Source organism: Streptomyces sp. NPDC002867 (assembly GCF_053591895.1).
The window spans coordinates 31855-58161 of sequence record NZ_JBSFUR010000008.1; the positions used below are offsets into that span (position 1 = coordinate 31855).

The 26307-nt window shown below is 70.6% G+C and carries 25 protein-coding genes, 1 tRNA gene and 2 pseudogenes; 13 read left to right on the forward strand and 15 right to left on the reverse strand.

The genetic code is table 11. The features are described 5' to 3' along the window. Positions 1-30: 30 nt before the first annotated feature. Positions 31-1341 carry a DUF2254 domain-containing protein gene (locus tag ACWD0A_RS10130; RefSeq protein WP_451296460.1) on the reverse strand — a complete coding sequence of 437 codons (1311 nt, stop codon included), beginning with the start codon at positions 1339-1341 and terminating at the stop codon, positions 31-33. Positions 1342-1506: 165 nt separating this feature from the next. On the opposite strand from ACWD0A_RS10130, the gene ACWD0A_RS10135 reads away from it, so the two are divergent. The 3 genes from ACWD0A_RS10135 (at position 1507) to ACWD0A_RS10145 (ending at position 4042) form a co-directional block, all read left to right on the forward strand. Continuing rightward, positions 1507-1594: transfer RNA gene (locus ACWD0A_RS10135), tRNA-Leu, on the forward strand. A gap of 182 nt (positions 1595-1776) precedes the next feature. Then, on the forward strand, positions 1777-2838 hold the full coding sequence (locus ACWD0A_RS10140; protein WP_451296462.1) for an alpha/beta hydrolase: 1062 nt from the start codon (positions 1777-1779) through the stop codon (positions 2836-2838). Between the two features lie 574 nt (positions 2839-3412). Then, a complete protein-coding gene (locus ACWD0A_RS10145) occupies positions 3413-4042 on the forward strand; it encodes a hypothetical protein (protein ID WP_451296464.1) in 630 nt (209 codons plus the stop codon). Between the two features lie 76 nt (positions 4043-4118). Here ACWD0A_RS10145 and ACWD0A_RS10150 read toward each other — a convergent pair whose 3' ends face one another. The 5 genes from ACWD0A_RS10150 to ACWD0A_RS10170 form a co-directional block, all read right to left on the reverse strand. After that, complete coding sequence (locus ACWD0A_RS10150) at positions 4119-7070, reverse strand: hypothetical protein (RefSeq protein WP_451296466.1); 2952 nt, start codon at positions 7068-7070, stop codon at positions 4119-4121. Beyond that, a complete protein-coding gene (locus ACWD0A_RS10155) occupies positions 7067-8188 on the reverse strand; it encodes an ATP-binding protein (RefSeq protein WP_451296468.1) in 1122 nt (373 codons plus the stop codon). The genes ACWD0A_RS10150 and ACWD0A_RS10155 overlap by 4 nt, the downstream gene beginning before the upstream one ends. A 75-nt stretch (positions 8189-8263) precedes the next feature. Further along, positions 8264-9697 carry a VWA domain-containing protein gene (locus tag ACWD0A_RS10160; RefSeq protein ID WP_451296470.1) on the reverse strand — a complete coding sequence of 478 codons (1434 nt, stop codon included), beginning with the start codon at positions 9695-9697 and terminating at the stop codon, positions 8264-8266. Continuing rightward, positions 9694-11127 (reverse strand): hypothetical protein, encoded by a 1434-nt coding sequence (locus ACWD0A_RS10165; RefSeq protein ID WP_451296472.1) that lies wholly within the window; start codon positions 11125-11127, stop codon positions 9694-9696. The genes ACWD0A_RS10160 and ACWD0A_RS10165 overlap by 4 nt, the downstream gene beginning before the upstream one ends. Further along, positions 11097-11615: a hypothetical protein gene (locus ACWD0A_RS10170; RefSeq protein ID WP_451296474.1), complete on the reverse strand. Its 519-nt coding sequence runs from the start codon at positions 11613-11615 to the stop codon at positions 11097-11099. The genes ACWD0A_RS10165 and ACWD0A_RS10170 overlap by 31 nt, the downstream gene beginning before the upstream one ends. A 199-nt stretch (positions 11616-11814) precedes the next feature. On the opposite strand from ACWD0A_RS10170, the gene ACWD0A_RS10175 reads away from it, so the two are divergent. Together ACWD0A_RS10175 and ACWD0A_RS10180 are read left to right on the forward strand one after the other, a co-directional pair. Next, positions 11815-12252, forward strand: coding sequence for a ribosomal maturation YjgA family protein (locus ACWD0A_RS10175; protein WP_451296476.1), 438 nt, complete (start codon positions 11815-11817; stop codon positions 12250-12252). A 54-nt stretch (positions 12253-12306) separates the two neighbouring features. Then, positions 12307-12468: pseudogene (locus tag ACWD0A_RS10180) on the forward strand (ribokinase); the annotation flags it as partial. A gap of 32 nt (positions 12469-12500) precedes the next feature. Here ACWD0A_RS10180 and ACWD0A_RS10185 read toward each other — a convergent pair. The 3 genes from ACWD0A_RS10185 to ACWD0A_RS10195 all read right to left on the reverse strand — a co-directional run bounded on the left by ACWD0A_RS10185 (position 12501) and on the right by ACWD0A_RS10195 (position 14582). Next, on the reverse strand, positions 12501-13223 hold the full coding sequence (locus ACWD0A_RS10185) for an SMI1/KNR4 family protein (protein ID WP_451296478.1): 723 nt from the start codon (positions 13221-13223) through the stop codon (positions 12501-12503). Continuing rightward, positions 13220-13876 (reverse strand): hypothetical protein, encoded by a 657-nt coding sequence (locus tag ACWD0A_RS10190; RefSeq protein ID WP_451296480.1) that lies wholly within the window; start codon positions 13874-13876, stop codon positions 13220-13222. The genes ACWD0A_RS10185 and ACWD0A_RS10190 overlap by 4 nt, the downstream gene beginning before the upstream one ends. A 157-nt stretch (positions 13877-14033) precedes the next feature. After that, a complete protein-coding gene (locus ACWD0A_RS10195) occupies positions 14034-14582 on the reverse strand; it encodes a nucleotide triphosphate diphosphatase NUDT15 (RefSeq protein ID WP_451296482.1) in 549 nt (182 codons plus the stop codon). Between the two features lie 184 nt (positions 14583-14766). On the opposite strand from ACWD0A_RS10195, the gene ACWD0A_RS10200 reads away from it, so the two are divergent. After that, positions 14767-15321 (forward strand): M23 family metallopeptidase, encoded by a 555-nt coding sequence (locus ACWD0A_RS10200; protein ID WP_451296484.1) that lies wholly within the window; start codon positions 14767-14769, stop codon positions 15319-15321. A 33-nt stretch (positions 15322-15354) separates the two neighbouring features. Here the strand turns inward: ACWD0A_RS10200 and ACWD0A_RS10205 are convergent, their stop codons facing one another. Continuing rightward, positions 15355-16161, reverse strand: a complete 807-nt coding sequence (locus ACWD0A_RS10205; protein WP_451296486.1) for an N-formylglutamate amidohydrolase — start codon at positions 16159-16161, stop codon at positions 15355-15357. Positions 16162-16372: 211 nt separating this feature from the next. Here ACWD0A_RS10205 and ACWD0A_RS10210 point away from each other — a divergent pair, with 211 nt between their 5' ends. Beyond that, complete coding sequence (locus ACWD0A_RS10210) at positions 16373-16822, forward strand: DUF6336 family protein (RefSeq protein ID WP_451296488.1); 450 nt, start codon at positions 16373-16375, stop codon at positions 16820-16822. Between the two features lie 159 nt (positions 16823-16981). Here ACWD0A_RS10210 and ACWD0A_RS10215 read toward each other — a convergent pair whose 3' ends face one another. Further along, positions 16982-17116 carry a hypothetical protein gene (locus ACWD0A_RS10215; RefSeq protein ID WP_451296490.1) on the reverse strand — a complete coding sequence of 45 codons (135 nt, stop codon included), beginning with the start codon at positions 17114-17116 and terminating at the stop codon, positions 16982-16984. A gap of 297 nt (positions 17117-17413) precedes the next feature. Here ACWD0A_RS10215 and ACWD0A_RS10220 point away from each other — a divergent pair, with 297 nt between their 5' ends. After that, on the forward strand, positions 17414-18118 hold the full coding sequence (locus ACWD0A_RS10220) for a DUF4190 domain-containing protein (protein WP_451296492.1): 705 nt from the start codon (positions 17414-17416) through the stop codon (positions 18116-18118). A gap of 111 nt (positions 18119-18229) precedes the next feature. On the opposite strand, the gene ACWD0A_RS10225 is transcribed toward ACWD0A_RS10220, so the two are convergent. Continuing rightward, positions 18230-18517: a DUF397 domain-containing protein gene (locus ACWD0A_RS10225; RefSeq protein ID WP_451296494.1), complete on the reverse strand. Its 288-nt coding sequence runs from the start codon at positions 18515-18517 to the stop codon at positions 18230-18232. Further along, on the reverse strand, positions 18514-18882 hold the full coding sequence (locus ACWD0A_RS10230) for a helix-turn-helix domain-containing protein (RefSeq protein ID WP_451296496.1): 369 nt from the start codon (positions 18880-18882) through the stop codon (positions 18514-18516). The genes ACWD0A_RS10225 and ACWD0A_RS10230 overlap by 4 nt, the downstream gene beginning before the upstream one ends. Before the next feature lie 213 nt (positions 18883-19095). Between ACWD0A_RS10230 and ACWD0A_RS10235 the strand changes: the two genes are divergently transcribed. Beyond that, positions 19096-19518: an ATP-binding protein gene (locus tag ACWD0A_RS10235; protein ID WP_451296793.1), complete on the forward strand. Its 423-nt coding sequence runs from the start codon at positions 19096-19098 to the stop codon at positions 19516-19518. Between the two features lie 286 nt (positions 19519-19804). Beyond that, the gene (locus tag ACWD0A_RS10240; RefSeq protein WP_451296498.1) at positions 19805-20167 is read left to right on the forward strand and encodes a hypothetical protein; all 363 of its coding nucleotides are present in this window, start codon (positions 19805-19807) and stop codon (positions 20165-20167) included. Here the strand turns inward: ACWD0A_RS10240 and ACWD0A_RS10245 are convergent. Continuing rightward, positions 20139-20347: pseudogene (locus tag ACWD0A_RS10245) on the reverse strand (transposase); the annotation flags it as partial. The gene ACWD0A_RS10240 and the pseudogene ACWD0A_RS10245 overlap by 29 nt on opposite strands. Before the next feature lie 415 nt (positions 20348-20762). On the opposite strand from ACWD0A_RS10245, the gene ACWD0A_RS10250 reads away from it, so the two are divergent. Genes ACWD0A_RS10250 through ACWD0A_RS10260 form a run of 3 tightly spaced genes read left to right on the forward strand, consistent with a single transcriptional unit; the run spans position 20763 to position 25365 of the window. Further along, positions 20763-22232, forward strand: coding sequence for an aldehyde dehydrogenase family protein (locus ACWD0A_RS10250; protein WP_451296500.1), 1470 nt, complete (start codon positions 20763-20765; stop codon positions 22230-22232). Further along, positions 22220-23767 carry an APC family permease gene (locus tag ACWD0A_RS10255; protein ID WP_451296502.1) on the forward strand — a complete coding sequence of 516 codons (1548 nt, stop codon included), beginning with the start codon at positions 22220-22222 and terminating at the stop codon, positions 23765-23767. The genes ACWD0A_RS10250 and ACWD0A_RS10255 overlap by 13 nt, the downstream gene beginning before the upstream one ends. A gap of 35 nt (positions 23768-23802) precedes the next feature. Beyond that, on the forward strand, positions 23803-25365 hold the full coding sequence (locus tag ACWD0A_RS10260) for a GMC family oxidoreductase (RefSeq protein ID WP_451296504.1): 1563 nt from the start codon (positions 23803-23805) through the stop codon (positions 25363-25365). Between the two features lie 32 nt (positions 25366-25397). Here ACWD0A_RS10260 and ACWD0A_RS10265 read toward each other — a convergent pair whose 3' ends face one another. After that, positions 25398-25886, reverse strand: a complete 489-nt coding sequence (locus ACWD0A_RS10265; RefSeq protein ID WP_451296506.1) for a flavin reductase family protein — start codon at positions 25884-25886, stop codon at positions 25398-25400. Between the last annotated feature and the right edge of the window lie 421 nt (positions 25887-26307).

Below are 26307 nucleotides of genomic sequence, written 5' to 3' on the forward strand. Positions count from 1 at the left end.
GCCTGAGTCCTGTCGCGGCCCTTGCGGCTCCTAGCCGATGCCCTGGCGGTCGGGCTCCAGCGCGAACGCGCGCTCGGCCGCCTCGGGCAGGGCGGCCCGCACGGCCAGCACGAGCAGCGCGCGATGCCGCTCCAGCGGCTCGCGCCGCGCCTCGGGTACGAGCACCAGCAGGTCGTCGAGCCCGGCCATCAGCCGCCGGGACACCTGCGGAGCGCCGACGGCGCTCGCCCGGATCTCGGTGAGGCCGAGATCGACGAGATCGGCCCACTCGGGCACGTCCTGCACCAGCCGCACCACGCCCGCGCGGTCGCGGTGGTGCACGGCTCCGAGGGGCCGGTGGGCGAGCGCCGCCAGGAACTGCACGATCCGGTCCACACACTGCACGGCCGTGGTCGGGTCGTTCACCGACGACGACAGCGCCCGCAGCGCGATGTCGGACAACTGGCGCAGCCCGAACCCGAGATCCTGGTGGAACGTCCGCTCCACGCCCACCGACACGGCGGACCGCAGGATGCGCCCCGACGGCAGACTGCCCCGGCCGCCGTGCACGGCGAGCACGGGTGTCCCCGGCACGACGAAGTCCCCGATGCGGGGAATCAGCCGCAGGACCACCCCCTTGCGCCGCGCGGCCCGCACGAGCCGGGCGACATGGACGTCCCGCAGGGTCCCGGCCCGCCCCTGGTGACCGACCCGCGCCTCCTCCGCCGGCAGCGGCGCGGCGTCCGCGCCCGGCACGGGCATCCTGTCGAGCACCGCGAACGACTCCCTGGTCACCCGCTCCACGACGGGTCCGACCTTCATCAACTGGAGCGTCTGCGTCACGTACGCGATGAACAGCAGCAGGCTGAGCCCGACCGCCAGCAGTGTCAGCGCACTCTGCACCAGGGGCACCGAGACCACCTTCCGCGGATCGGTCTCGCTGTCGTACGAGGTGAGCACGAGCAGCGACAGCAGGAACGTCCCCAGGAAGACGGAGAAGGTGAGCTTGCTGATCCGGCTCCGGATGAAGATCCGGACGATACGCGGGCTGAAGTTGCCCGCGGCCATCTGGACGGCGACGAGCGAGATGCTGAAGACGACACCGATGAAGGTCATCATCGCGGAGCTGATCGTGGTCACGATCGTCTTGGCGTCCTCGGCCCACGAGGTCAGCGTGCGGACGGCTTCGTCGTCGCCGTTCTCCTGGAGCGCCTCCAGCAGCGCCCTGTCGAGAGTGTCCGCAGCGCCCCAGACGACGCACACGAGAAGAAGCGTCACGGTGGGGGCGAACCAGAACGTGTCGCGCAGATGCTCGCGCAGCGGAGAGAGCGCGCGGGGCCGCCGGTGGTTGCGTGGACTCACGCTGCCGAAGGTAGCCGTACGCTGCGCGTCTGGGCGGACACACGCCGTCATGTCGCGGCTTCGGGTCCTTTGGACACCCCTGACCACGGGATATGTGGGTGAAGGGCACCTCGAACCCCTGGTATTGTTGTCCCTGTCGCCGCGGGAAACCGGGGCCGACCACCGGTCCGGGTGGCGGAATGGCAGACGCGCTAGCTTGAGGTGCTAGTGCCCTTTATCGGGCGTGGGGGTTCAAGTCCCCCCTCGGACACCAACAGGATCCCAGTTCATCTGGGGTCCTTCTTTTTTGCGCCGCGGGCTGCTGCGACACGGGTACGATCACTCCGGGGCGAAACTCGTTATTATTGTCATGCGCGACTCATCGCCGAGGTGGAGTGCCGGTGCAGCTCTGTCGAACCGTTCAGGCAGCAACGATCCGCATCGCAGGGAGCCGCCGTGATCGCGACCGTGACCGCCGTCCCGACTCTGAGAACCCGTCTCCTGCTCGTCCTCGCCGTACTGCTCGCCACCCTCACGCCGACCGCTCCGGCGCTCGCCGCCCCGCCCACGGCGCCTTGGGCGACCACCGTCGCCGGGGAGCATGAAGCCGACGCCTTCCGTTCCCCGTCGCCGCGCGGCGCCGAGGTCGTCGCGGTCACCCCGGTCGCGGACCGGCAGGTGGACCTGTCGGTACGGTCGCAGGCCCTGGGCGGCCGGACGGTCAAGGTCCGCCTGCTCACCCCCGACGGCTGGGACCCGAGCGACCGACACCGGCACTGGCCGACCCTCTGGCTGCTGCACGGCTGCTGCGGCGACTACACCTCATGGACGAGCCGGACCGATGTCGCCGAGACCGGCAGGCTGCGCAACGTCCTTGTGGTGATGCCGGAAGCCGGCTGGAACGGCTGGTACAGCGACTGGTGGAACCACGGCCGAGGTGGCGACCCCGCATGGGAGACCTTCCACACCGTGGAACTGCGACAGCTCCTGGAGCGTCACTGGGGCGCCGGCAGCAACCGCGTCGTGGCCGGACTGTCGATGGGGGGCCAGGGCGCCCTGCAGTACGCGGCCCGGCACCCCGGAATGTTCAAGGCGACCGCCGCGTACTCCGGCTCGGCGCATCCGCTCCTGAACGACGAGTCGGTCGACCGCATCATGGGATTCTTCGCCGGCCAGGGCAACGACCCGCTGCGGGTCTGGGGCGACCCGGTCGCCCAGCGCCGCATCTGGCAGGCCCACGACCCCTTTTACCTGGCCGAGCGGCTCAAGTCGGTTCCCGTGTACCTGTCGTGCGGTGACGGCACGACCGGCCCTCTGGACCCACCGGGCGGCACGAGCGACCTCGAGGCCGACTTCAACCGGCAGAACCACGCCCTCGCCGCCGAGCTGGAACGCGTGGGCGCGAAGCACGTGACCACCAACTTCTACGGGCCGGGCACCCACGGCTGGGCGTACTGGGAGCGCGAGCTGCACGCCTCACTGCCGATGCTGCTCGACGCCCTTCGCACCGACGACTGAACCCGGCTCCGCTGACGGCCTGCGACTGGGCGGCGTGGGGAAAGTGGTGCCAAGTGGCAGGACGGGTACGGCCCGTGTCCCTATCGTGGGCCGTGAGGGACGGTCGGCGCCGTGCACGGCCGGGTCATGTACGGGCGCCGTGTCCGGTTGTCGAGCGGGTCGTGGTCTTCGTCGTCCTGGCCGTCCTGTGCGCCCAGGCATGCAGCTCGCAGCCGGAGGAGGAGAAGCCGGCCCTGGGACCCTCGGCGCCCTACCGGGGCAACCGCGGATATGTCCTCCCGGACAGCCCGTTCACCCGCGAGGCACCGTCGTCACCGCGAGTTGCAGCATGGGCGCACGGTACGCCGCCGTCTCGGTGCAGGCGTGGGATCCCGAGCGGTGGGAACTGCGCGAGGAGCGGAACTTCCCCACTCCGACCGACGCCGCGTTCAGCAACTACCCGGGTCGAGGCGGTCAACAGCCCACTCGTGGACCTCTGAAGGCAGACCACGGACAACACCTCCCCCTACGGCGTGGACGACCTGGAGTACATGGCTCCCGGATCCGTGCCCTGTTCGACCTGGCGTTCACGCGCATGGCGGTGGTGCTCCGGGATCCCGGAGGCAAGGCCACCCACGCCGGCCTCGTGGAGAACGGTGCCGACCAGGACGACTTCGTGCGCCTGAGCGACGCGACGGGCGACGACGAGCAGAACGCCGTGATGTCGCCCGGCGGGCGCAGCGTGTGGTTCACGCACACGACCGCCGCCGGCGAGCACAGGATCGGCTCCCGGTCCGCCGAGGGGGACCACCGCCTGTCGGACGAGGGCCGGGCGACCGGCCACGACCTCCCCCTCACTGTCTCGGGGAAGCCCCCGCACGCCGTCCAGGCGAACATGGTCCGCCTCGCACCGGGCGGTCACCGCCTCACGGCGACCGCGCCGAAGGTCTTCGGGAACGTCTTCAACACCCTGAACTCCTCGGGACCGCTCACCGCCAGATCGGCCCGTGCCGCCGCTCTGCTCAGCGGGTGTGTCGGCATCGTCGGCTGGGTCGGCGACGACCGGGTGCTGTGCCGCACCTCGTCCGGCTCCTTCCGGAGCATGGACGCCCGTACCGGCTGCGCCGAGGGGGCCCGATCGACGTCCCCTACACCTGAGCCGTGGTCAGGATCCACGACGTCGCGGGGCCGGCCGTGGACACGGCTCCTTCGCCTCGCGCGGTGAGGGCGCGCACCCGTGCGCGAGGCGCTGCCCGGTCGGCGGCCGGGGCCCGGGCGGACCGGATCCCGGCCGTCGGCCCTCACGTGCCGGCGAGCAGCGACTCCAGCGCCCCGGCCGTCGCAGGATGCCGAGTCGTCAGCGCGGTGCCCGACGGGGACGGACCGGCCGCCGTCCACTCGCCGTCGCAGCCGAGCAGGTCCGCCACCGCGTCGCACGTCCGCGGATGTGCGGAGAGCAACGCCGCACCCGGCGCGGTCAGGGCCTCGGGCTGCGCCCAGCCCTGCGTGCAGCCCAGCAGATCGGCCACCGCGTCGCATGTCGCCGGATGCGCCGTGAGCAGCGCGGCACCCTGGGGGCCGTGCTCCCCGGATTGCGTCCGGCGGGCGGAGAGCGGGGCCGGCTGCTGCGCCCGCCACGGCGGCACCCATGCGTCCAGCGCCGCGAGCCGGCCCGGGAAGATCCGCCCGGCCTCGCGGACCAGCAGCGGGGCAAGCTCCGCCGCGTCGGACCGCAGTGTGGTGATCAGAAGCGGCAGCCACGGCAGCAGCACCGCGTCCGGCAACCGCCCGAACGCGTTCGACACCGCCTCCACGACCACGTCCGCCAGCCCCGGCACGGGCCCCAGCGCGTGCACGAAGCCGCTGAGGTAGCGCGGGTAGGAGGGCACCACCAGCGGGTTGTCCAGCAACTCGTCGCAGCGGGCCCGCAACTCGGCCCGGGACAGGGTGCCCAGTTGCACCTGCGCCGCCCACAGCAGCGCCGTCTTCGACGGGTCGTCGGGGTGCGACTGGGCGACCGCCAGCTCCAACTGCGCCCGGTCGCAGCCCAGCGACAGCGCGAGGCTCTCCATGCTGAACAGGAAGCCGAGCATCGCCGCGACCTGTCCCACCGTCGCGTCCTCGTCCCGGAACGCCGTCGGCAGCAGCGTGCAGTAGTGGGCGTAACCGGTCTTGACGAAGGACTCGATCCACGCGGGCAGCACCGGCTCGCTGGTGCGGTAGTACGCCAGCAGCGCACGCACCCGGCGCAGCACCTCCGGCGCGCCGTCCACGCTGCGCTCGGCGGCGAGGACCTTCAGCGCGTGGGTGCCGAGCTCGTCGGAGAGGCGGCGGCTGCCCAGGTAGAGGGTCGCGTCCTCCACCGCCGCCAGCACCGTCGCCGTGGTCGCCTGCGGCCCGTACGCGTCGCGCCGCAGCCGCTGCTCCATGACCTGCTCGAGGCTGACGCCCTCGTAGCCCAGCTCGATGAGCGCCCGCTGATGGGTGCCGAGCGCCAGGTCCCACGACTCCTGGATCGATCGCTCGCCGAGCCGCCGCTCGCCCATGATCGGCCGTGCCGCACCGTGCGGCATCAGGCGCCGTAGCATCCACAGAACGTCGGAGCACGCCCGCAGTTCCGGTCGGGAGGCCATGTCCAGCAGTGCCCGTCGCACGCCCCGCTGCTCGAGCTTCAGTTCCAGCGGCGCGAGCCGGTCGTACACATCGCGTGCGAGCGGCGGCAGCGACTCGTAGCCCACCTGGCCGATCCGGTCGCCGCCCATCATGATCTCGACCAGGCGCCGCACGTCCCGCCGCCCCGGGACGCGGTCCTTCTCGATGCAGGTGACCGCGGCGTCCTGGAAGTCGTACGGCGTCGGCTTGGCACGGTCCCGCATGCCGGCCAGCAGGATCGAGGTCTCGAAGACCGCGATGGCGTCGGCGGTGGAGGCGAGATAGCCGTTGCGCCGGGCCGCGCGCACGATGTCCACGGACCAGCCGAGCAGCTCGGCCTCGTCCAGGCCGTCGAGCACGGGCGGTCGGCGCAGGAAGCCGGTCAGCCGGTCCTCGGACGCGGATTCGGGCGCCGGGACGACGACCGCCGGGGCCGCGGTCTTCCGCCCGGTGGTCTTCTTCGCCGAGGACTTCTTGGCGCCGGCCTGGCCTGCCAGCCGGTACGGCTGCACACGGGTGCGCTTCAGCCCCTTCGTCCACTCCGTCGCGGCGATCGACACCGAGCCCGCGGCGAGGCCGAACTGCGCCTCGATCGCCGCGTGGCTGGACGGGATCAGCCCGTACTGCCACGTGGTGGCGGTACGCGGGGAGATCGTGAACGTACCGGTGCTGCCCTGCACGCCGAACTCCTCCACGCGGCTGGCCGCGTGGAACGCGCCGCACACGTACAGGCAGTCCGCCGGATCGGTGCCCGTCGCCGCCAGGTGCTCGCGCATCCGTGTCCACATGTACCGCTCGCGGTCCTCGTCGACCCGGACCCGGGCCTCGTCGCCGGGGGCGAGCCGTCGGAACAGGCTGCCGATGAGGAGCATGACCTGGCGGTAGGTGTCGTGATCGCTGCTCCCGAGCGGCACCTCGACGTACTGGTGCCACCACTCCGACCAGTGCCGCACCTTGCCGTGGCGCAGCAGATGCTCCTCCAGTTCGGCGAACCGCGGCCGCAGGTCGCCGATCTCGACGCCGACCGCCTCGCCGTGCAGCGCGGCCTCCGCCTCCGCTGAAGGGGCGTCGGTGCTCTGCCCGCCCTCGGCCGCGGGCTCGGGCGTGCGCTCGCCGCGGGTGTCCCACTGGAAGACGTGGTCCGAGGACCGGTCGACCAGGACCAGTTCGACGCCCGGGGTGTCGAGGGCGTACGAGATGGCCTGGTACTCGGCGGACGCCTCGGTGATCGGCGCGACGACCGACAGCGGGGCCCATTCGGCGGGGAAGCCGTCGACGTCGCCGGCGAACGCCTGCAGCGCCACCGGCAGCCGGCAGTTGCGCAGCTCGGTCAGGAGCGGCGCCAGGTCCTCGCACAGCTCCAGATAGACGACCTTGGGCTGCTTCTCCCGCAGGCGGCGGGCCATGGCGAGCGCCGAAGCGGGGGAGTGGTGGCAGACGGGGAAGATCTCCAGCGGCTCGCCCACCGCGCGGTCGACGTCGTCGACCATGCCGAGGAGGATGCTCTCCAGGGCGTCGGGCCCGCCCGCGAACGTAGCTGCGGCGTCCTGCAGTTGTCCGCGCAGCGCGGCGAACGTGCTGTTCTCTTCGGGACCGCTCATGACAGCGTGGCGATCGCGTCGCGGCCGCCCTCCAGGAACTCCGGCCAGGAGCCGCCCTCCTCCTTGCTGCGCGGCTCGACGACGCCGTGCAGGTACTTGTTGAGGATGGCCAGGTCCTCCGGCTCGCGGCGGGTGAGGGAGCCGACGAGCGAGGAGGCGAGGGCACGGGCGGTGAGGGTGCGCTCGCCGAAGAAGTTGCTGTGCAGGACGGCGTCCTCCAGCACGCCGATCTGCTCGGCCGTCGACAGCGCGGACTCCAGCTTCTCGTCGTCGCTGCCGGCCGCGGCGGCGGACGCCCGCAGGTCGGCGAAGCTCTGCAGCAGGACGTCGAGCAGGGTCGGCGGCACGTCCAGGTCGATCGCGTGGCGGCGCAGCAGTTCCTCGGTGCGGAAGCGGACGATCTCCGCCTCGCTCTTCCTGTTCGTCACGACCGGGATGCGGACGAAGTTGAAGCGGCGCTTGAGCGCGGAGGACAGGTCGTTGACGCCCCGGTCGCGGCTGTTGGCCGTGGCGATGATCGAGAAACCGGGCTTGGCGAAGACGATGTTGTCGCTGCCGCCGCTCTCCAGTTCGGGAACGGAGATGTACTTCTCGGAGAGGATGGAGATCAACGCGTCCTGGACGTCGCTGGTGGAGCGGGTCAGCTCCTCGAACCGGCCGATGGCACCGGCCTCCATCGCGGTCATGATCGGCGAGGGGATCATCGACTCCCGCGACTGGCCCTTGGCGATGACCATGGACACGTTCCACGAGTACTTGATGTGGTCCTCGGTGGTGCCGGCCGTACCCTGCACCACCAGCGTGGAGTTGCGGCAGATCGCGGCGGACAGCAGCTCGGCCAGCCAGCTCTTGCCGGTGCCGGGGTCGCCGATGAGCAGCAGCCCGCGGTCCGAGGCGAGGGTGACGATCGAGCGCTCGACGAAACTGCGGTCGCCGAACCACTTCTGCGAGATCTCCCGGTCCAGGCCGTCGGAGCGCTCTGAGCCGAGAATGAACAGGCGGACCATCTTGGGGGACAGACGCCACGAGAACGGCTTCGGGTTGTCGTCGATCGACTCCAGCCAGTCGAGTTCCTCGGCGTACTTGATCTCGGCAGGGGCGCGCAGCAGGTCGGACATGAAGGGAAAGCCTTTCCGTACGGTGATCACGAAGAGACGTGTGTGAGGACGTGCAGGGAGACGTACGTCCGCTGATCAGGTGAGAAACGTCTTGAGCTCGTGCACGAGCTTCTTGATGTGGCCGGAGATCACCGGCGTGCCGAGGTCCTTGAACCGCTCCCGGAACCACGGGTTGACGCTGCCGCGGCCGGAGCTGGTCACCGAGCCCACCGGGATGAACTTCGCCCCCGAGCGGTGGACGGCGGCCATGGACTCGAACAGCTCGGCGTGGCGCCACTCGTAGAAGTCGGAGATCCACACCACGACGGTGTTGCGCGGTTCGGCGATCTTCGGCTGGGCGAGCGCCATGGCGACGGTGCCGTCCGTGCCGCCGCCCAGCTTGGTGCGCAGCAGCGTCTCGAACGGGTCGTGTGCCCAGGGCGTGAGGTCCAGCGCCTGTGTGTCGTAGGCGATCAGGTGGACGTCCACCTTCGGCAGACCGGCGAATATGGACGCCAGGATGGTGCAGTTGACCATCGAGTCGACCATGGAGCCCGACTGGTCCACGACGACGATCAGCCGCTGGGGCGTCGTCTTGCGGCTGGTGTGCCGGTAGTAGAGGCGGTCCACGTAGAGCCGCTCCTCCTCCGGGTCCCAGTTGGTGAGGTTCTTCCAGATGGTGCGGTCCAGGTCGAGGTTGCGGAAGACGCGCTTGGGCGGGACGGATCGGTCGATCTCACCGACCGTGGCCTTCTCCACCTGGGTGCGCAGCACTTCGGTGACCTCGTCGACGTAACGGCGGATCAGCGCCTTGGCGTTGGCCAGGGCCACCCCGGAGAGATTGTTCTTGTCGCGGAGCAACTGCTCGATCAGGGACATGCTCGGGGTCAGCCGGGCGGCCAGCTGAGGGTCGGCCAGCACCTCGCGCAGGTGCATGCGCTTGACGAGACCGGCCTCGATGGAGCCGAGTTCCGGGCCGATCGCGGGGATCAGACGGCTGAGGTCAGGCGTATGGCCGCCACCGCCGGTACCGGTCGGACCGACGCCCCCGCCGGCCCCCGCGGGGCTCGTACGGCCCACGCCGCCGCGACCGCCCCGCAGTTCGCCGGGCCGGCAGCCCAGCGCCCGCTCCAGCCAGCCGGCGTCGGACTGCCAGCGGGCCAGTTGCTCGGCGGTGACGGTACCGGGGGCGGAGGCGAAGACGTTCAGCAGCACCTTCGACGCGAGCGCCGCGCGGCGCACCTCTGCGGCCCGGTCGCGTGCATCGTCCTCCTCCGGCTCGGGAGCCATCAGCCCGTCGAACTCGGCAGCCAGCTCCGGGTGCCGCTGCACGACGGAGTCGACGGACGCGCCCGGGTCGAGCAGCGCGGACGGCAGGCCGATGTCCTCGACCACGGCGAGACTCGCCGACTCGAGGGCCGCCTGCTCCTCGTGGTCGAAGAGACGGGCCAGCAGACGCCAGTACAGCACCTGGCGCCGGTTGTCGTACGGATCGGGTGCGGGGGCCTGCCCTGCGCTCTGCCCGGTCATTTCCGCAGCAGCTTTCCGGCACGCTCGCGCAGCACCTTGACGGCGTCGGTGGCGGCCTTCTCGGCCCGCACACCGGCTTTGTCGGTCGTACCGCCGGCCCAGGCCCCGGCGTGCACGGCGACGGCCTTCTTCCGCACCGTCCGCTCCACGGCGAGCGGCTGGAGAAGGAACTCCCCCGCGTCCCACCGCAGCAGCCCGATGCACGCGGCGGACGCGGCGACGGCCTCCGGGGTGAGCGGACCGGCGGCCGGGACGCGGTCGGTGTCGACGGGGATACGCTGCCCGGCGACCTGGAAGGAGACCGTGCCGTCGCCCTCCTCCACCGCGTACCCCTCCAGCAGGACGGGCACGGCGATCCGGGCCGGGTGCCGGTCGAGCGGCGAGATCGGGAACGCGGTCGCGGCGGGCAGCGCCACCCGGGCGGTCGTGAACATCTCCGCGGGCTCGCCCATGCGGGCGTGGGCGTCGTCCCATATCAGGTCGCCCTCGGCGGTGACGGGCATCGCCTCGACGTCCATGGCGCGGCCCTCACCGACGGCGGTCAGCAGGGACATGCGCGGCCGCAGCAACTGCCACAGGCCCGCACCGACGACCGTGTCGGGCTTCGGCGCGGACACCGAGGCCCGCACGAGCCGGGGCGCAGAGCCGTCCGCCGGCTCGAACACCGCGTGAACCTGGGCCTGTACGGCGGTGGCGTGCTCCTGCACGTCGATGCCGAGCGGCAGCAGCCGACCCGTCGCCTCGCCCATGGCGGGGACCAAGGCGGCCCCGGACAGCGTCAGCAGCATGGCACGCGACCACAGGTCCGCCCAGCGACGCTCCGGCACACGCTCCAGGGCCGCTCCCGGGCAGGAGGCAGCCAGTTCGGCGGCGAAGCCGTCGAGCAGTGCGGCGAGGCGGCGCAGCGCCGGGTCGGGCAGCATCGCGGAGACCACGGGCGCGGCCCCGGCGACCAGTTCGTGGTCGATGCCCCGCCAGCCGGCCCGCGCCAGGTCACACAGCCAACTACGGGCGGCAGCACGCAGATTGACCGCGTGCTCCTCACCGTCGCCCGAGGCTCCGGCCCCCTCCGCGCTCTCCTCGGCCCGGGGCCGCCCGGTGGCCTCCTCGGCGCGGTCGGCAAGCGCGTCGTGCACGGAGCCGAGCAGGGCGGTGCGGGCGGCGGCGAGCGCGACGAAGTGATCCTCGCCCGCGGCCCCCGCAGCCGCCTTCTCGGCCGCCTCGGCGACCCGCGAGGCCAGCGGCGTTCCGGCGACGGCATCGGCCAGCGCGAACAGCCCACCCGCCTGCGCGGGCTGCGGACGCAGCAGACCGGCGACCAGCACCTCGTCGAATGCGTCCACGGCCGCGAGGGCCTCGTCGAGCCCGTCGACGGCGTCGGTCAGCAGATCGGCACGCATCAGGCCACCGCCCTCGTCGTCGGGAACCACTGCATCTCTGGCAGCGGAGCGGTGGTCGGCGCCAGTTCGAGATACGCCAGGTGCCGCAAGAACCGGCTGAACACCTGCGCCGCCGCCGAACTGCCGTCCTGCGCGGGGCGGGTGGCGGTCATGGCGTCGGTGACGGAGTCCGCATCGGCCGCCTCGCCGGAGACCTCGACCTTCAGGTACCGGGCGACGCGCTCGACGCCGTACTGGAGCACGGCCTCAGCGATGAGCGCGCGTATGTGGTTGCAGAACCAGCCGCGCGCCCCGCCGCAGGGGCGGTTGTTGTTGGTGCTGCATGCGAACGCGTACGTCGTCGACTCGACCGACGACACGTACACCCGCCCGATGTCGGACCCGCTGGACACCACCCCCTGCAACCGCCCGTCGGCCAGCTCCACGAACGGCACCTTGGAGAGCTTCCGCGGCCGCGCGGCCGGCACCGTCCGCGCCGTACTCGACTTCTCCCAGACCGACAACGCACCATCTCCCATGCATGCGAAAGGGGGCGTTCACGCCACCTCGGCGGAACGAGATCGAATGTATCGGGGGCCACTGACAGTGGGATTCGACGTCGGCCCCTCGGCGTCTTCCGGGCGTGCGCAGGGTGCGTCGGGTCCGCTTCTTCCGTCACGAACCGCGCTCGGGGCAGCAGCCGTGAAGGATGTTCAGGACGCCCGTAGGGTGATCGGCATGAGCTTTCAGGGACTCGGTGGGCCGGGGCGCATCCGACTGGTCGCGGTCGCGGCGGCGGCCCTCACGGTCGCGGCGGGACTCGGAGTCAGGGCCTTCGCACACGGCGGCGTCGCCAAGTACGCGGGGGACGCGCTGTACACCGTCCTGATCCTCACCCTCGTCCTGTTCGTGGCGCCCCTTTCGCGGCCGGTCCTCGCCGCCGGCGCGGCGCTGGTGTTCAGCTGTGCGGTCGAGGGCCTGCAGCTCACCGGCGTTCCCGCGGAGCTGTCCCGGCACAGCGTCGTCGCCCGCCTCGTCCTCGGCTCCACCTTCAACGCGCCCGACCTCGTCTGGTACGCCGTGGGTGCGGCCCTGGGCTGGTGCGTCCACAGCTCGCTCCTCCGCCGGTCGGGACGGCCGGGCCGGGCCGCCGCTCCGTCCGCCGCCCGGGCGTAGCGGCCTGGGCGAGCCCCCGGGGCGCCGCGCTCACCTGAGCGCCCTCGTCACGATGTCTCGCTCCAGCTGGAGATCCCGCTGGAGACCGTCGCCGAGGTGTGGCCCGTTCACTGCCGCCGCCACCGACTCGTCCTGAACCCGTCCTGCGACCCCTTGGTGGTCAACGAGCACGAGGCCGCCTTCATCCTGGGCCCGGCTGGGCGCAGGGGGAGTGGCGGAACGTCTGAACGTCTGCCGGCCGACGACGCTCAGCAGACCCAGGGCCCGGGCAACTGCGCACGGATGAGGTCGAGGTGCGCGGCGGTCTGCCCGCCGGCGTGGACCCAGGAGTGGTTCGCGAGCCCGTCGCGCCGGAGCACGCGGCCCGGGGCGGCGTACCAGCGCAGGGGTGACTCGTCGGCGCCCGTCCACAGCGGGTGGTCGGGCAGGTCGACGCGCCGGTACTCCGCCTCCAGCACGGGCAGCAGGTCGTCCGGCAGCTCGCACGCGTCGTACCGGTGAGCCGACGCCAGGAGCGTCTCGGTGAGGACCAGCTCCACCGCGGTGGACATCCGGTCCAGGTAGGGAATCCACCCGTCGGCCGACTCCACGACCACCGGAGGGTCGTCGTCCGCGATCCGGTCCATCGGGATGCCCCACGACGCGCAGTCCTGGTTCTCGCGGCGGAAGACGAGCACGCCGCCGTCGTAGCCGTCGTCCACGTACAGCCCGCTCGGGGACATGAGCGGATCCTGCCCGGTCGTCAGGTCGGACCGCCGCCCGAGCAGCGCGTATCCCTCGCGCAGGGCTCGCGGCAACACAAGCTCCAAGCCACCCTCGGCGGCGGCCAGTTCGTCCTCGGGGCTGCCGTCGCCGTCACGCATCGGCTGACCGGTCCACGCGGCGGCGAAGTCCCGCACGAACCGCCAGGCATGTTCGCGCCCCGCCACACCGCCGCGCAGCGCGGCGGCGACGTCGAACGCGGAAGTCACCGGCCGGGGTAGCCCGTCGCGGCGACCTCCGCCGCGACGCCGGTGAACGACGCCTGCGGGTTGAGCCGCGCCACGATGTCCTCGGTCAACGGGCGCCCCTCGTATATGTGGCGCACCGCCTTGATGTCGACGGGCTGCTCGTCATAGTCCTCGGCGAACGACTGGAAGGCCTCCGGCGTGGGATCCACCAGGAGTTCGAACAGCCAGCCGGAACCGTCCGGATCAGCCTCACCCTCGGGATACTCGACCGGGCCCGTGTGCCACCGGTCGTCGCCCGTCTCGCGCCACAGGCACGCGGTCACCAGGGGCATGTCCCCGTCGGAGAACGCCGGCTCCTCGACACAGGACCGGAAGACCTCGGGCACGTCGTCGACGACACCCGGCCACGGCAGGTCACCGTCATAGGGACTCATCGGCGACTCGTGGTCGAAGCCGCGTATGTACGCCCCCGCCGGGGAGAAGACGACGTCGAACTCGTCGCCGCCGCCGTTGCGCATCGAGAAGACCTCCTCCGTCTCCGACCAGTCCGCGTCGAAGGAGTAGGTGCGGTAGTCACCGGGATTGAGCACGGCCTCGGCCACGGCGACGGCCCGGCACAGCCTGCGCAGGGCGGCAATGTCGGGGAGGGCGGCGGCAACGTCGTGAACGGTCATACGGCCATCAAAGCGCACGCCACTGACAGTGCCCCTCTCGCCGTGCGCGGTGCCGCGCGCAGGGGCCAAGGGCTCAAGGGGGCCTGCACGCTCCCGGCCCGGCCGTCGCGCGTCACCCTGCGTCCAGGCCACGCCAGGAGGGTGGTGCCGAGGGCGATCAGTCGCCGGGCCGGTCTCTGTCGACGGAATAGCCGTGAAACGCCTCATCCCGCAGGCCCGGGGACGGCCGCCAGCTGTCGAGCACGGCGGCCGACGGAGCGAACAGCGGCTCCGGCAGGGCGTCCAGCGGCCACCACTCCCAGCCTGCGATCTTCTCCGGTTCACGCACCTCGGCCGTGCCCGAGGCCGCTGCGACCAGCGCCGCGGCGGTGACCCGGGTGACCCCGCGCGTGCCGTCCACGAGAACGGCGCCGATCCGGACGCCGTCGGCGTCCGCCCGCAGCCCGGTCTCCTCTGCCAGCTCGCGGACCGCGGCGTCCTCGAACCTCTCCCCGGGATCGACCTTGCCGCCCGGCAGTTCCCATACGCCGTTGTGCCCGAGCCCGAGCAGCACCCTCCCGTGAAGGGCCGGAGCGGCAACGCCGTCGTGGTGCTCCCACAGGTCCGCGCGCCGAGCGTCGAGCACGACGACACCGACGCCGACGAGCCCGTTGGGAGTGGGAAAGGCACGCTCGGGCCGTTCCACGGACTGCGCGCCACCGTTCATCCGGCTGCTCCTTCGTTCTCCGCCGATACGTAGCGGAATGCTGCCAGACCGGACCTCCGGCCGGGGAAGGGTGGGTCGCAGGACGCCGAGACGGACTCGTGTTTTCCTCAACTGCCTTGTTTTACTGGCTAGTTGACAGGGAAACCAAGCCTGGTCAGGTCGTTCACGACAACGGGGGTACACGATGCGCCATGTCAACACGGTCCTGCGCAGGATCGCCGCCACGGCGAGTTGGGTGGCAGCGGTCGCGGGCATCGGCCTGGTGGGAGCCCCTCCCGCCGCAGCCGTCGACTACTACTACGAACTGCCCTACCCGTCGGGCGAGTCCTACAGGGTGACCCAAGGGCCGGAGGGCACGTACTCGCACACCGGCCCGTACAACGAATACGCCTGGGACTTCGGGCTCCCGGCGAACTACGAGGTCTCCGCCGCGCAGGGCGGCACGGTCCTCGTCTCCAACTGGTCGCAGTACTGGCAGAACGGCATCGAGGTCATCATCCGCCACTCGAACGGTCAGTGCACGCACTACGCGCACCTCAACCGGGCCATCTACAACACGGGCGACTGGGTCCCGCAGGGCCGGATCATCGGCTGGTCCGGCGCCACGGGAGCGGCCAACGGAGCGCACCTGCACTTCCAGGTCATCAACTGCAACACACGCGTCGGCATCCCGGCCACCCTCCAGGGCTGGACGCCGCCCACGGGTTCGTGGCCGGTCAGCGTGAACACACGCGCCTGAGAACCGGGGCGCGGCAGAGAGGGAAGAGGCCGGTCAGCCCAACGAGCCGACGGCCTCCACAAGGCCGGCCAGGGCATGACCGAGCGCCTCCAGACCGGGCCCTGCCGCGCCGCCGGGTTCCTCCATGTACACGTCCCGCCGGATCTCGATCATCAGCGCGCTGACACGCTCGTCCCGCCCGTAGTGCTTCAGCGGCACGTACGTCCCGGCGAACGGACTGTCCGTCCCGGTCCCGCCGAATCCGGCGAACGCCGTGCGACGCGCCGCGTCCAGGAGCCCGGTCGGCGTGTGGACCGGGTCCGTCCCGAGGCAGATCGGCGGCCGGGGCCCGTCGCCGTGCAGCTCGTACGGCAGAGGCTCGGTCGGGTACGAGTGCACATCGATGACCACGGCGCGCCCGGCGGCGGCGAGCCGTGCGTCGACGGCCGCGGTCATGGCGGCGGCGTACGGCTCGAAGTACTGCCGGACCAAATCGCTGCCGTCGTACTCCTCGGGCCGCAGCGCCTCGCGGTGCGTGGTCCGCGTGTACACCGCGCCCATCCCGACGGCGAGCATCTCCTCCCGCTCGTCGGGGAAGCGCTCGGGGTCGATCACCAGCCGGGACAGCTGGTTGACAAACCGCCAGGGAGCGACACCGGCAGCTGCGACCGCCGCGGCGGCGATCTCCGCGGTGTGCGAGTCGGTGATGTGGTCCAGCTCCAGCTCCAGCGCCGCATCGTCCAGCACGATGCCGGCGCGGACGTCGGCGGGTATGGCGCGGGAGGAGTGCGGGACGTGCAGGATGACGGGCGAGTCGGGGGCGCCGGGGAGGAGTTGGAAGGACGTCGAGGAGTCGTTCACGCGGAGTTCCTTGCAAGTGGTGTGGATCGAACTCGGGGAGGCAAGCGCGCCTCCCCACCAGAGGTGGGTCTGCCCGCGAGGTAGCGGGCGGCCTGGGAACGACTCTAACGGGAGGGTCCGACACAGGGCCCCGGCCTGGGGACGACGGTGAAGACGTGCGCGACCAGGGCCCCCGCATCGCCCTGCGAACAGCGCCGGGTAGCGTGCCCGCATGACGCGCACCCTGCGACCCGGACCGGAGCCCGCCCCCGCGCCGACGACCGACGAGGACGGCGTACGACTGCCGCGACTGCGCTTCAAGGACGTGGTCGTACGCGGAGCCGTGCAAGGGATCGCCGCCGTGGTCCTGCTGGCCGTCGTGTCACTGTTCGTCGCCGACCACCACGATCGCGAGACGTTCCTGGCCGTCGTGGCGGGATTCTCGATGGTCGGCTCCGGGGTGTGCATCGTGTTCGGGGGCTTCTTCTGGGCCGTCTGCGGGGGCGATGTCAGACGGTGGCGCGACTGGCGAACCATCACCGGCCAGACGGAGGCCGTCACCGTCATAGGACCGGCGCTCTTCCGGCTCGGCGTGCTCGCGCTTGTGCTCTTCCCCGGCGCGTTCGGCCTCTACGAGGTGGTCGACAACGCGCCGTACGACAGCTGGATGTACGGGGCCTGAGCCGGGCCGGCCTGGCGTTGCTCGCGACCCCGGCGCCCCTGAGCGCGTCAGTTCAACCGACACGCCCGCCTCCACGAGGAACGGACTCGGCTGCCCCGTCCACGAGACGTGCAAGCTGTCCCGCGCTTGCGCCGTCCCTGTCGCCGCGGCGGCCTTCCCTCAGCGACTCTCCTCCTCGTTGTACATCAGCGGCCGTCGGGCCACCGCACCCGGCGGCTCGGTCACGACACGGCCGGCGAAGGCGTCCACCGTCGTGATGCCCCCGCGGTCCAGCAGACGCGGGTCGTCCACCATGGAGTTGAGACCGCATCAGAGCGAGATCACGAGGCGTCCGTGTTGCCCAGCGCCTGCCGATACCAACCGTAACGATAGGCTGTGCGCCGAACATGTCAGATAATTGACGATGTTTTCATGTCATGCTTTGCTTTCTGGGCTTGCGATGGGGTGGGGTTCCTCGTCGTCTGGTCAGAGGGTGGGGGCTCGTGCATTCGCGGCTGGTCAAACGGCCAGGTCGTGCGCACGTCAACTACCTGTTGATCGACCCGGCTGTGCGCCGGGGTTCATACATCACATCCCGTGGGGGGATCTTCCATGTCTTACGTTCAGCCGACCGGACCAGTTGTCGACGGCGGTCAGCCGGCCAGGAGCAACGGCCTGGCCACGGCCGGCCTGGTGCTCGGCATCATCGCGGTGATCTTCAGCTTCATCCCTCTGGTCAACGTGATCGTGTGGCCGCTCGCGATCCTCGGCCTCATCTTCGGTGCCATCGGTCTGGCCAAGTCCGGGAAGGTCGGAAAGGGCAAGGGAGCGTCGATCACCGCCCTGGTCACCTCGCTCGTCTCGGTGGTGATGTTCTTCGTCATGAACGCCGTGTTCGTGTCCGCGGTCGACGAGGCCGTCAAGGAGACGCAGAACGAGCTCGACAAGTCGTACGACTCGGCGAAGGTTGACGACGACGGCAACGCCAAGACCGGCGAGGGCACGGATGAGAACCCGGTCCTGAAGGACTTCCGCCTCTCCAAGTGCGATGTCACCAACTCGGAATGGGGCAGCAAGGAGCTCGCGCTGCACATCGACTACACCAACAACGGTGACCGCCGGTACTCGTACGTCCTCGAGGGCGAGGTCCTCGCCGACGGCAAGAAGATCAGCGACTTCCTGTCGACCGCGGAGAACCTGGCCCCCGGCCAGACCTTCAAGGACGAGGATGCGGGCGTCCTGGTGTCCTCCGACAAGCTCGAGGGTGCGAAGAAGCTCGAATGCAAGGTCATCGAGGCCAACCGCCACGACTTCTGAGCTGCTCCACCGCCGGGCGGAAGATACCGGCGAACGAGTAGTTCGGCGTCACCGCAGCCATCGTGCGGGGCGGCTGCGGTGACGCCCTTCGTGCGGATTCAGGCAGGGTGCTCAGCCTTCGATGGCGTACCGCACGAAATCCGCCCAGCCGGTGTGGCTCACGCTGAGGTGGGGGAGCGTGACGTCCTTCGAGTCGCGTACAAGCATGGCGCGCTCGGTGACGGCGACCTCGATGCATGCACGTCTTCTCCACCGATAGGCCGCCGGAGGACGGACTCTTCGACGGTGAAGGTCGTCAGCGGCGGAGGTCCACTGAGTGAGGAGGAAGCTGTAGTCGTGCTGCTCGACGGCTTCGGCCTCCAACTTGGCGTAGCTCCTGAACCACGCCGGATGCTTCACCCGCGCCCGAGCCTTCGCTCGCGCCCGTCCTCCTTCGCCGCCCGCAGCAGCCCGCCGGCACCCAGCAACTCGTCCGCCGCGTCCAGGAACTCTGCCTGCGGTGTCCTGCGGCCGCGCTCCAGCGAGCGGATCAGCTCCTCGCTGTAACCGAGCCGTTCGCCCAGCTCCCGTTGCGTCACCCCGCCCGTTCCCGCAGCAGCCGCACCTGGCGGCCGACGACGCGGAAGAGGTCTGCCGCGTCTTCTGTCTCGTCGTTGTCGTCGGCCGGTCCCGTGAGCTCCATGCCGTACCGCCCCGTCTCCCGACCGAACCCCGCAGCCACCACCACACCGAGCCGGTACGCCACTCACCTTGTACCGGCCCACATCCGCAGGTTACGACCCTGCAGCCCACGAGCAGGCGGAATCGCGGATGCGGCACCCCAACGTGTGCAGTCCACGGCCCGGCCGACCGTGCACGCCGGTAGGGGCGGCAGCCGGGACCTCTACGCACCAGGTGCGTACCCCCGTCGTTGCTGGTCAGCGCGGTGGCGTGTCTTCACGCTGAATGGTGTGAAGAGCGAATCCGTACAGACCAACATGCCCCAGCAACCAGGCACGTCCGCACGGCAGTTCACCCAACTGCTCAGCGCTACACGGCGCGGCGCCCGCCTCGCCCGGCTGCTCACCATTGAGCAGATCGTGCAGTGGGGATGGCCACGCGACGGCGAGCGTGCGGAAGCCGCAGAGGTCGTCGTCGCCGAACTCGCCACGAACGCGGTCGTGCACGGGCGTCTGGCCGGCCGGGGCTTCCGCCTGGGCCTGATGCTGCTATCCGACTCCCGCTTGCGCATCGAGGTCTCCGACCCGAGGGGTGACCGGCTCCCTGCCGCATCCCTCGTCGCCGACGAGGGCGGCCGTGGGTTGGTGATCGTGGATGCGCTGACCGACGGCTGGGGTGTACTGCCGTATCCGCCGTCCGGAAAGACGGTTTGGGCGGAAATCGCCCCGAAGCGGCGGTGAGATCGTCCAGCATGCCCTGCAACTGTGTATCCACCTGCTGGCGAGCGCCTGACGTGGACGGGCGAACTCTCTCCTTCGCCGCGAGCTCGAAGAGGTAGGTTCGCTGGTCCTCGTTCAGGCGGAGCACCTGGGGGATCTCCTTCAGGAGGGGACCAGACGCCTGGAGACGGCCCTGCTCGATCCGCGCGTAGTGCTCGGTGCTGATCGCGGCGAGAAGGGCCACCGCCTCGCCCCGCCCGGGAACCCTGCACGGCATGGTCGACCGGCTCCGCGTCCACGGCCCCACATGCGCACCATCGGCTACCACCGCTGGATCGCCGCGATGCTCGCCCACCTCGCCGACCACCCCTCGCACCCTTTCACCGCGTTCACCCCACTGTTCACCACCCACGTGCCGGGCCGCGGCATCACCGTCGAAGAACTCTCCGCCGCTCCCCACCGTCTCGCCGGCGTGCACGTGATTCCTTCCGGCCGTGGAGAGGAGGGCGGATCAGTCCTGCCGCTTCGTCCTGAGATCTTCCGAGATGGGAATCAAGAGCAGGTCCCCGTTCCAGTTCACCGGTGTCATCGTCATACGGATCGCGTAGGCCGGACCGTCGTCGGAGTCGTACTACGTCTCTTCACGATCCAGGGTGTAGCCGCGGCCTGAAGCCGCCGGCTTCGAGTAGTGATCGGGCGATGTAGTTGGTGAGGTTCCGGAAGCCGAGCGCGGAGCCGCGCAGGTACTCGCGCCTGCAGTTGATCGCCTCGGTGGGCCGTTGCTGGTGCCGGGGCGGTCGAAGTAGGCCAGGACGTCGGCGGCCCGCTTGGCCAGGGTCCGTCCGAGCCGAGGCGATCGACGACCGTCTTCTTGAGCTCACGCCCGCGGGCACGTTCAGGGTGCGGTAGGCGGCGATCGTGCGCCCATCCTGCAGACCAGGCCGAGGAACCTGCAGCCTTCGAGCTCGTGGTGAGGGAAGGGGGCTGCCATTCCGACTGACAGTTGTCTCCGCCGAGCCCGTACGCGACCCGGTCGAATGCGCGGTACAGCATGTCGAGCGATTGGCGGCGGGCCAGAGAACGACCTGGGAGGATTGACGGTCGTCAGCCGGCACGCCCCGGATGCCGGCATCCGAGCCGTGGCGGCGAAAGAACCACCCGTAGCCTCAGGTGGCAGGCACACATGTCCGCCGAGCTGCGCCATCAGACCAATCCCGCTACCGTCAGTAATTGACTTACCGGACGTCCGACCCCTGGAGGTCGCCATGCCGGAGCTCTTCATCGGTGGTGTCTGGACGGCCGCTGCGGAGGGAGGAACGCGGGAGATCCGCTGCCCGGCCGACGGGTCGCTCGTTGCGACGGTCGACGAGGCGGGGCCGAAGGACGCTGCCGCGGCGATCGCTGCGGCACGCGAGGCCTTCGACGCCGGCCCTTGGCCCCGCATCCCGGCCGCCGAGCGCGGGGCCCTGCTCCTGCGCACGGCCGAGCTGCTGGAGCGCGACAAGGACGCCTTCGCCCGGGCGGAGTCTCTCGACACGGGCAAGCGGCTCGTCGAGAGCGCCTACGACATGGACGACATCGCCAACTGCTTCCGCTACTTCGGCAACCTGGTCGCGGCGGGCGGCGGCGACCGTGTCGTCGACACGGGGGATCCGGGTGTCGACAGCAGAGTTGTGCACGAGCCGGTGGGTGTGTGCGCGCTGATCACGCCGTGGAACTACCCACTGCTGCAGACCGCGTGGAAGGTGGCCCCCGCCCTGGGCGCCGGGAACACGTTCGTGCTGAAACCCAGCGAACTGACTCCGCACACCGCTGTCATGCTGATGCGGCTGCTCACCGAGGCCGGTCTGCCCGAGGGGACCGCCAACCTGCTGCTCGGCGCCGGTCCCGCCGCGGGAGCTCCGCTCACCGAGGACCCGCGGGTCGATCTCGTCTCCTTCACCGGCGGCCTGGTGACCGGTCGGCGCATCATGGCGGCGGCCGCCCCGACGGTGAAGAAGGTGGCCCTGGAACTCGGTGGCAAGAACCCCAACATCGTCTTCGCCGACGCGGACTTCGCAGCCGCGGTGGACCACGCCCTGATGGCAGTCTTCCTGCACTCCGGCCAGGTCTGCTCGGCCGGCGCCCGGCTGCTCGTCCAGGACGAACTGCACGACCCGTTCGTCGACGCGATCGTCGAACAGGCCCAGCGCATCCCGCTCGGTGGCCCCTTCGACGAGAACGCCCGCACCGGGCCGCTGATCTCCGCCGCCCACCGCGACAAGATCGAGGCTTACGTGGCCGCGGGGCTGGCCGAGGGAGCCGTGCTGCGCTGTGGTGGGAAGCGACCTGAGCAGGCCGAGCTGAAGGACGGCTTCTACTACCTGCCGACCGTCCTGGACGAATGCGACGCCGGGATGTCCGTCGTCCGCGACGAGTCCTTCGGTCCGGTACTGACCGTCGAGCGGTTCCACGACGAGGACGAGGCCGTGGTGCTGGCCAACAGCACCGTCTACGGGCTGGCGGGCGCGGTGTGGACCGACGACACCGGCCGCGGGCACCGGGTCGCTTCGCGCGTCCGGGCCGGCACCGTGTGGATCAACGACTTCCACCCTTACGTCCCGCAGGCCGAGTGGGGCGGCATGAAGCAGTCCGGCTTCGGCCGCGAACTGGCGCCTGCCGGGCTGGCGGAGTACCAGGAGGCCAAACACGTCTGGCGCCGGCTGTCGCCCGCTCCGCAGAGGTGGTTCGCGTGACGACCAGGGCGGAGGGCCCCGACGGACGCGAAACGGTGCACGGCGACGACTCGCTCGCCGAACTGGGATACCGGCCGGAACTGAAGCGCACACTCGGCAACTTTCACACGTTCGCCGCCGGCATCAGCTACATCTCGATCCTCACCGGCACGTTCCAGCTGTTCTACTTCGGTGTCAGCTTCGGCGGGCCGGCCTACTGGTGGTCCTGGCCCATGGTGTTCGCCGGCCAGCTGATGGTGGCGCTCTGTTTCTGCGAGCTGGCGGCCCGCTACCCGGTCGCCGGCTCGGTCTACAACTGGGCGAAGAAGATGGGCGGCCCGCACGTGGGCTGGCTCGGCGGCTGGATGATGATGACGGCCACCATGGTGACCCTGTCGGCCGTCGCGCTCGCCTACCAGATCACGCTGCCGCAGATCGACGACTGGTTCCAGTTCGTCGGCGACGGCAGCAAGCCGGGTGACGCCGCTGCCAACGCGGTCCTGCTGGGGACGGTGCTGATCCTGTTCTCGACGCTGGTCAACGCGTTCGGCGTACAGCTGATGGCCCGGATCAACTCGGCGGGTGTGTTCATCGAGTTGATCGCGGCCGTCGCCCTGGTCGTCTTCCTCGCGGCCCACATCACCCGCGGCCCGAGCAGCGTGCTCACCGAGACGTACGGCCTGGGCAGCGGCGGGAGCCTCGGCTACTTCGGTGCGTTCCTCACCGCGTCCCTGGCGTCGGCGTACGTGATGTACGGCTTCGACACCGCCTCCTCGCTCGGCGAGGAGTCCCACGATCCTGGGCACAACGCCCCGCGGGCGATCCTGCGGGCGCTGATCGCGTCTTTCCTGATCGGCGGGTTCATCCTGCTGTTCGCCCTGATGGCCGTGCCCGATCTGCACGCCAAGGAGCTGTCCACCGGCGGACTGCAGTACGTGGTGCTCGAGACGCTCGGCTCGACGCTCGGCGAGATCTTCCTGTGGTGCGTCGTCGTCGCCATCACGGTGTGCGTACTGGCCGTCCACGCCGCCGGTATCCGGCTGATGTTCGCGATGGCCAGGGACAACAACCTGCCGGCCGGTTCGGTGCTCGCGAAGGTCAGCCCGCGGTTCCAGACCCCGGTGATTCCCGCGGTGCTGATCGGCACGGTGGGCGTGATCATCCTGGTCATCAACATCAACCAGCCGCAGATCTTCTCGGTGATCACCAGTATCGCGATCACCATGATCTACGTGGCGTACCTGATGGTGACCGTGCCGATGCTCGTCCAGCGGCTTCGTGGCACGTGGCGGCCGCAGGAGGGCCGCTTCTCGCTCGGCCGGCTGGGCCTGCCGGTCAACATCCTGGCCGTGCTGTGGGGGGCCGCGATGTCGCTGAACCTGGCCTGGCCGAGGGCCGAGGTCTACAACGCGACGGGCCCGCAGCACTGGTACCTGCGCTGGGGGGCGTTCGTGTTCATCGGCATCGTGGCCGTCGGGGGCTTCGCCTACTACTGGTTCGTGCAGCGGCACCGTACGGGCGTACTGGCGGAGCACCGGGCCGACGCCGCCCCCTGACCCCGGCACCGCCGGCCCGCGCGATGGGAGAGACCATGCCCGCACAGACACCGACGCCCGTCTTCGACTACGTCGTCGTCGGCGGCGGCACCGCCGGGGCCGTCGTCGCGGCGCGGCTCACGGAGGACCCTGACGTCACCGTCTGCGTGGTGGAGGCGGGTCCCTCGGACGTCGGCGACGACAACATCCTCAGGCTCGACCGCTGGATGGCACTCCTGGAGTCCGGCTACGACTGGGACTACCTCGTCGAGCCCCAGGAGAACGGCAACAGCTTCATGCGCCACGCCCGCGCGAAAGTGCTGGGAGGCTGCTCGTCCCACAACTCCTGCATCGCCTTCTGGGCGCCTGCGGAGGACCTCGACGAGTGGGCCGCGCTGGGCTGCACCGGCTGGAGCGCGTCCGACTGCTACCCGCTCTACCGACGGCTGGAGGCCAACGACGCCCCGGGAGACCACCACGGCCGCTCCGGACCGGTGCGGCTGCGAACGGTGCCCCCGAAGGACCCCTGCGGCAGGGCGCTGCTGGAGGCGTGCGCAGCGGCCGGGATCCCGACCACACCGTTCAACACCGGCACCACGGTCGTCCGGGGCGCCCACTGGTTCCAGATCAACGCCCGTGAGGACGGCACCCGTTCCTCGGCCTCCGTGTCGTACCTGCACCCGATCATGGGCAAGCGGCCCAATCTGGAGGTCATGACCGGGCTGCAGGCCAGGCGGCTGCTGTTCGCCGAGGACGGCCGCTGCTCCGGTGTCGAGTTCCTGCTGCCCGACACTGTGCACACCGGGGCGGTCGCCGTCCGGCGCGAGGCGATCCTCTGCTGCGGGGCCATCGACTCGCCGAAGCTGCTGATGCTGTCGGGCATCGGGCCCGCCGGACATCTGAGCGAGGTGGGCGTCGACGTCAGGGTCGATGCCCCCGGTGTCGGGTCCCACCTCCAGGACCACCCCGAGGGCGTGATCATGTGGGAGGCGAAGCAGCCCATGGTCACCACCTCCACCCAGTGGTGGGAGATCGGGATCTTCGCCGACACCGAGCCGGGCCTGGACCGGCCGGACCTGATGTTCCACTACGGCTCGGTGCCCTTCGACCTGAACACCTACCGGCGCGGCTACCCGACGTCCGACAACGCCTTCTGCCTGACGCCGAACGTCACCCGCGCCCGCTCCCTCGGCACCGTGCGGCTGCGCACCCGCGACTTCCGGGACAAGCCGAAGGTCGACCCGCGGTACTTCACGGACGAGCACGACATCCGGGTGATGACCCACGGCCTGCGGCTCGCCCGCGAGATCGTCGCGCAGGCGCCCATGGCCGAATGGGCCGGTACGGAACTCGCCCCCGGCGCCGCCGCCGTCAGCGGCGAGGAGCTCTTCGCCTACATCCGCGAGACGCACAACACGGTCTACCACCCGGCGGGAACGGTGCGTATGGGGGCCGACAGCGACCCCGACTCCCCGCTCGACGCCCGACTGCGAGTCAAGGGCGTCCGCGGTCTGCGGGTCGCCGACGCGTCGGTGATGCCGTTCCTCACCACCGTCAATCCCTGCATCACCACGATGGTGATCGGCGAGAAGTGCGCCGACATGATCAAAGAGGGATGACGGGCCCGGCGGTCCCACCAGGGCACTGGCGGTCAGGGCGCCGGGTGGCCGGGGCGCAGATCGGTGACATCGCCCAAGGTGAGAAGCGAGCCGCGCGGCAGGGGCTCGGCCGCCGTGTCCACCGGTGTCAGGCAGAACCCCACATGGTCCCCCCAGTCGGCGTGCTCCTCCACCCGGCCGATGAACCAGGCACAGGCGTCGCCGAGCACCGGAACGCCCTCACCCCACGGATCCCAGCGTGCCCGAGCGAACTTGTCGACCCGGTCACCGGTCTCACCGCCGAACAACCTCGCGAGCTCGTACTGGTCGCTGCGGAGAAGATGCACGCCCAGGAACGGGGCCCGGCGCGCCACGCGGTAGGTGTGGTTCACCTTGGAGAGCCACACCACGAACCGCACCGGACTCAGTGACGACTGTGAGGCGAACCCGACCAGACAGCCGGCACGTCGCCCGTCTGCGGTCGCCGTCACGACGTAGACCGGGGGGTCCAGCAGTTCGGTGAAGTTGTCCATGGGCAACATGACGCAGCCCTTCCGCTGACAGACGGACGGCGTTGCCGGGTGCCTTTCGCGGCTTCCGGCGGGGGCAGCCGGAACTCAACCGCGGTGTTTGGCGAGGCTGTGGAGGAGGACTAGCACGGCCACCGCTATCACGGTCACGTGCAGCCAGGCGGGGGCGGCGGAGGCATCCGCGGCGCCGGTCATGGGCAAGTTCATGTTTTCCTCCTGATCGGTTCGCCGAGCAGGGCTCGGCACTTCGGGAGCGGGCCGTCAACCCTCGTTCGGCCGTCCCGGCTCCTACGGCTCGTGTGCCCCCGTAACCCGTCTCCAGACCCGCGGTGGGCACTGCCGTGGTGGGGGCCCGCGGTGCTGAAGAGCACGCTCAGCCAGTGAGGAGGCGTCGTCCGGGACGCGCGGCGGGGGCCAGGACCAGGTCAGGCCC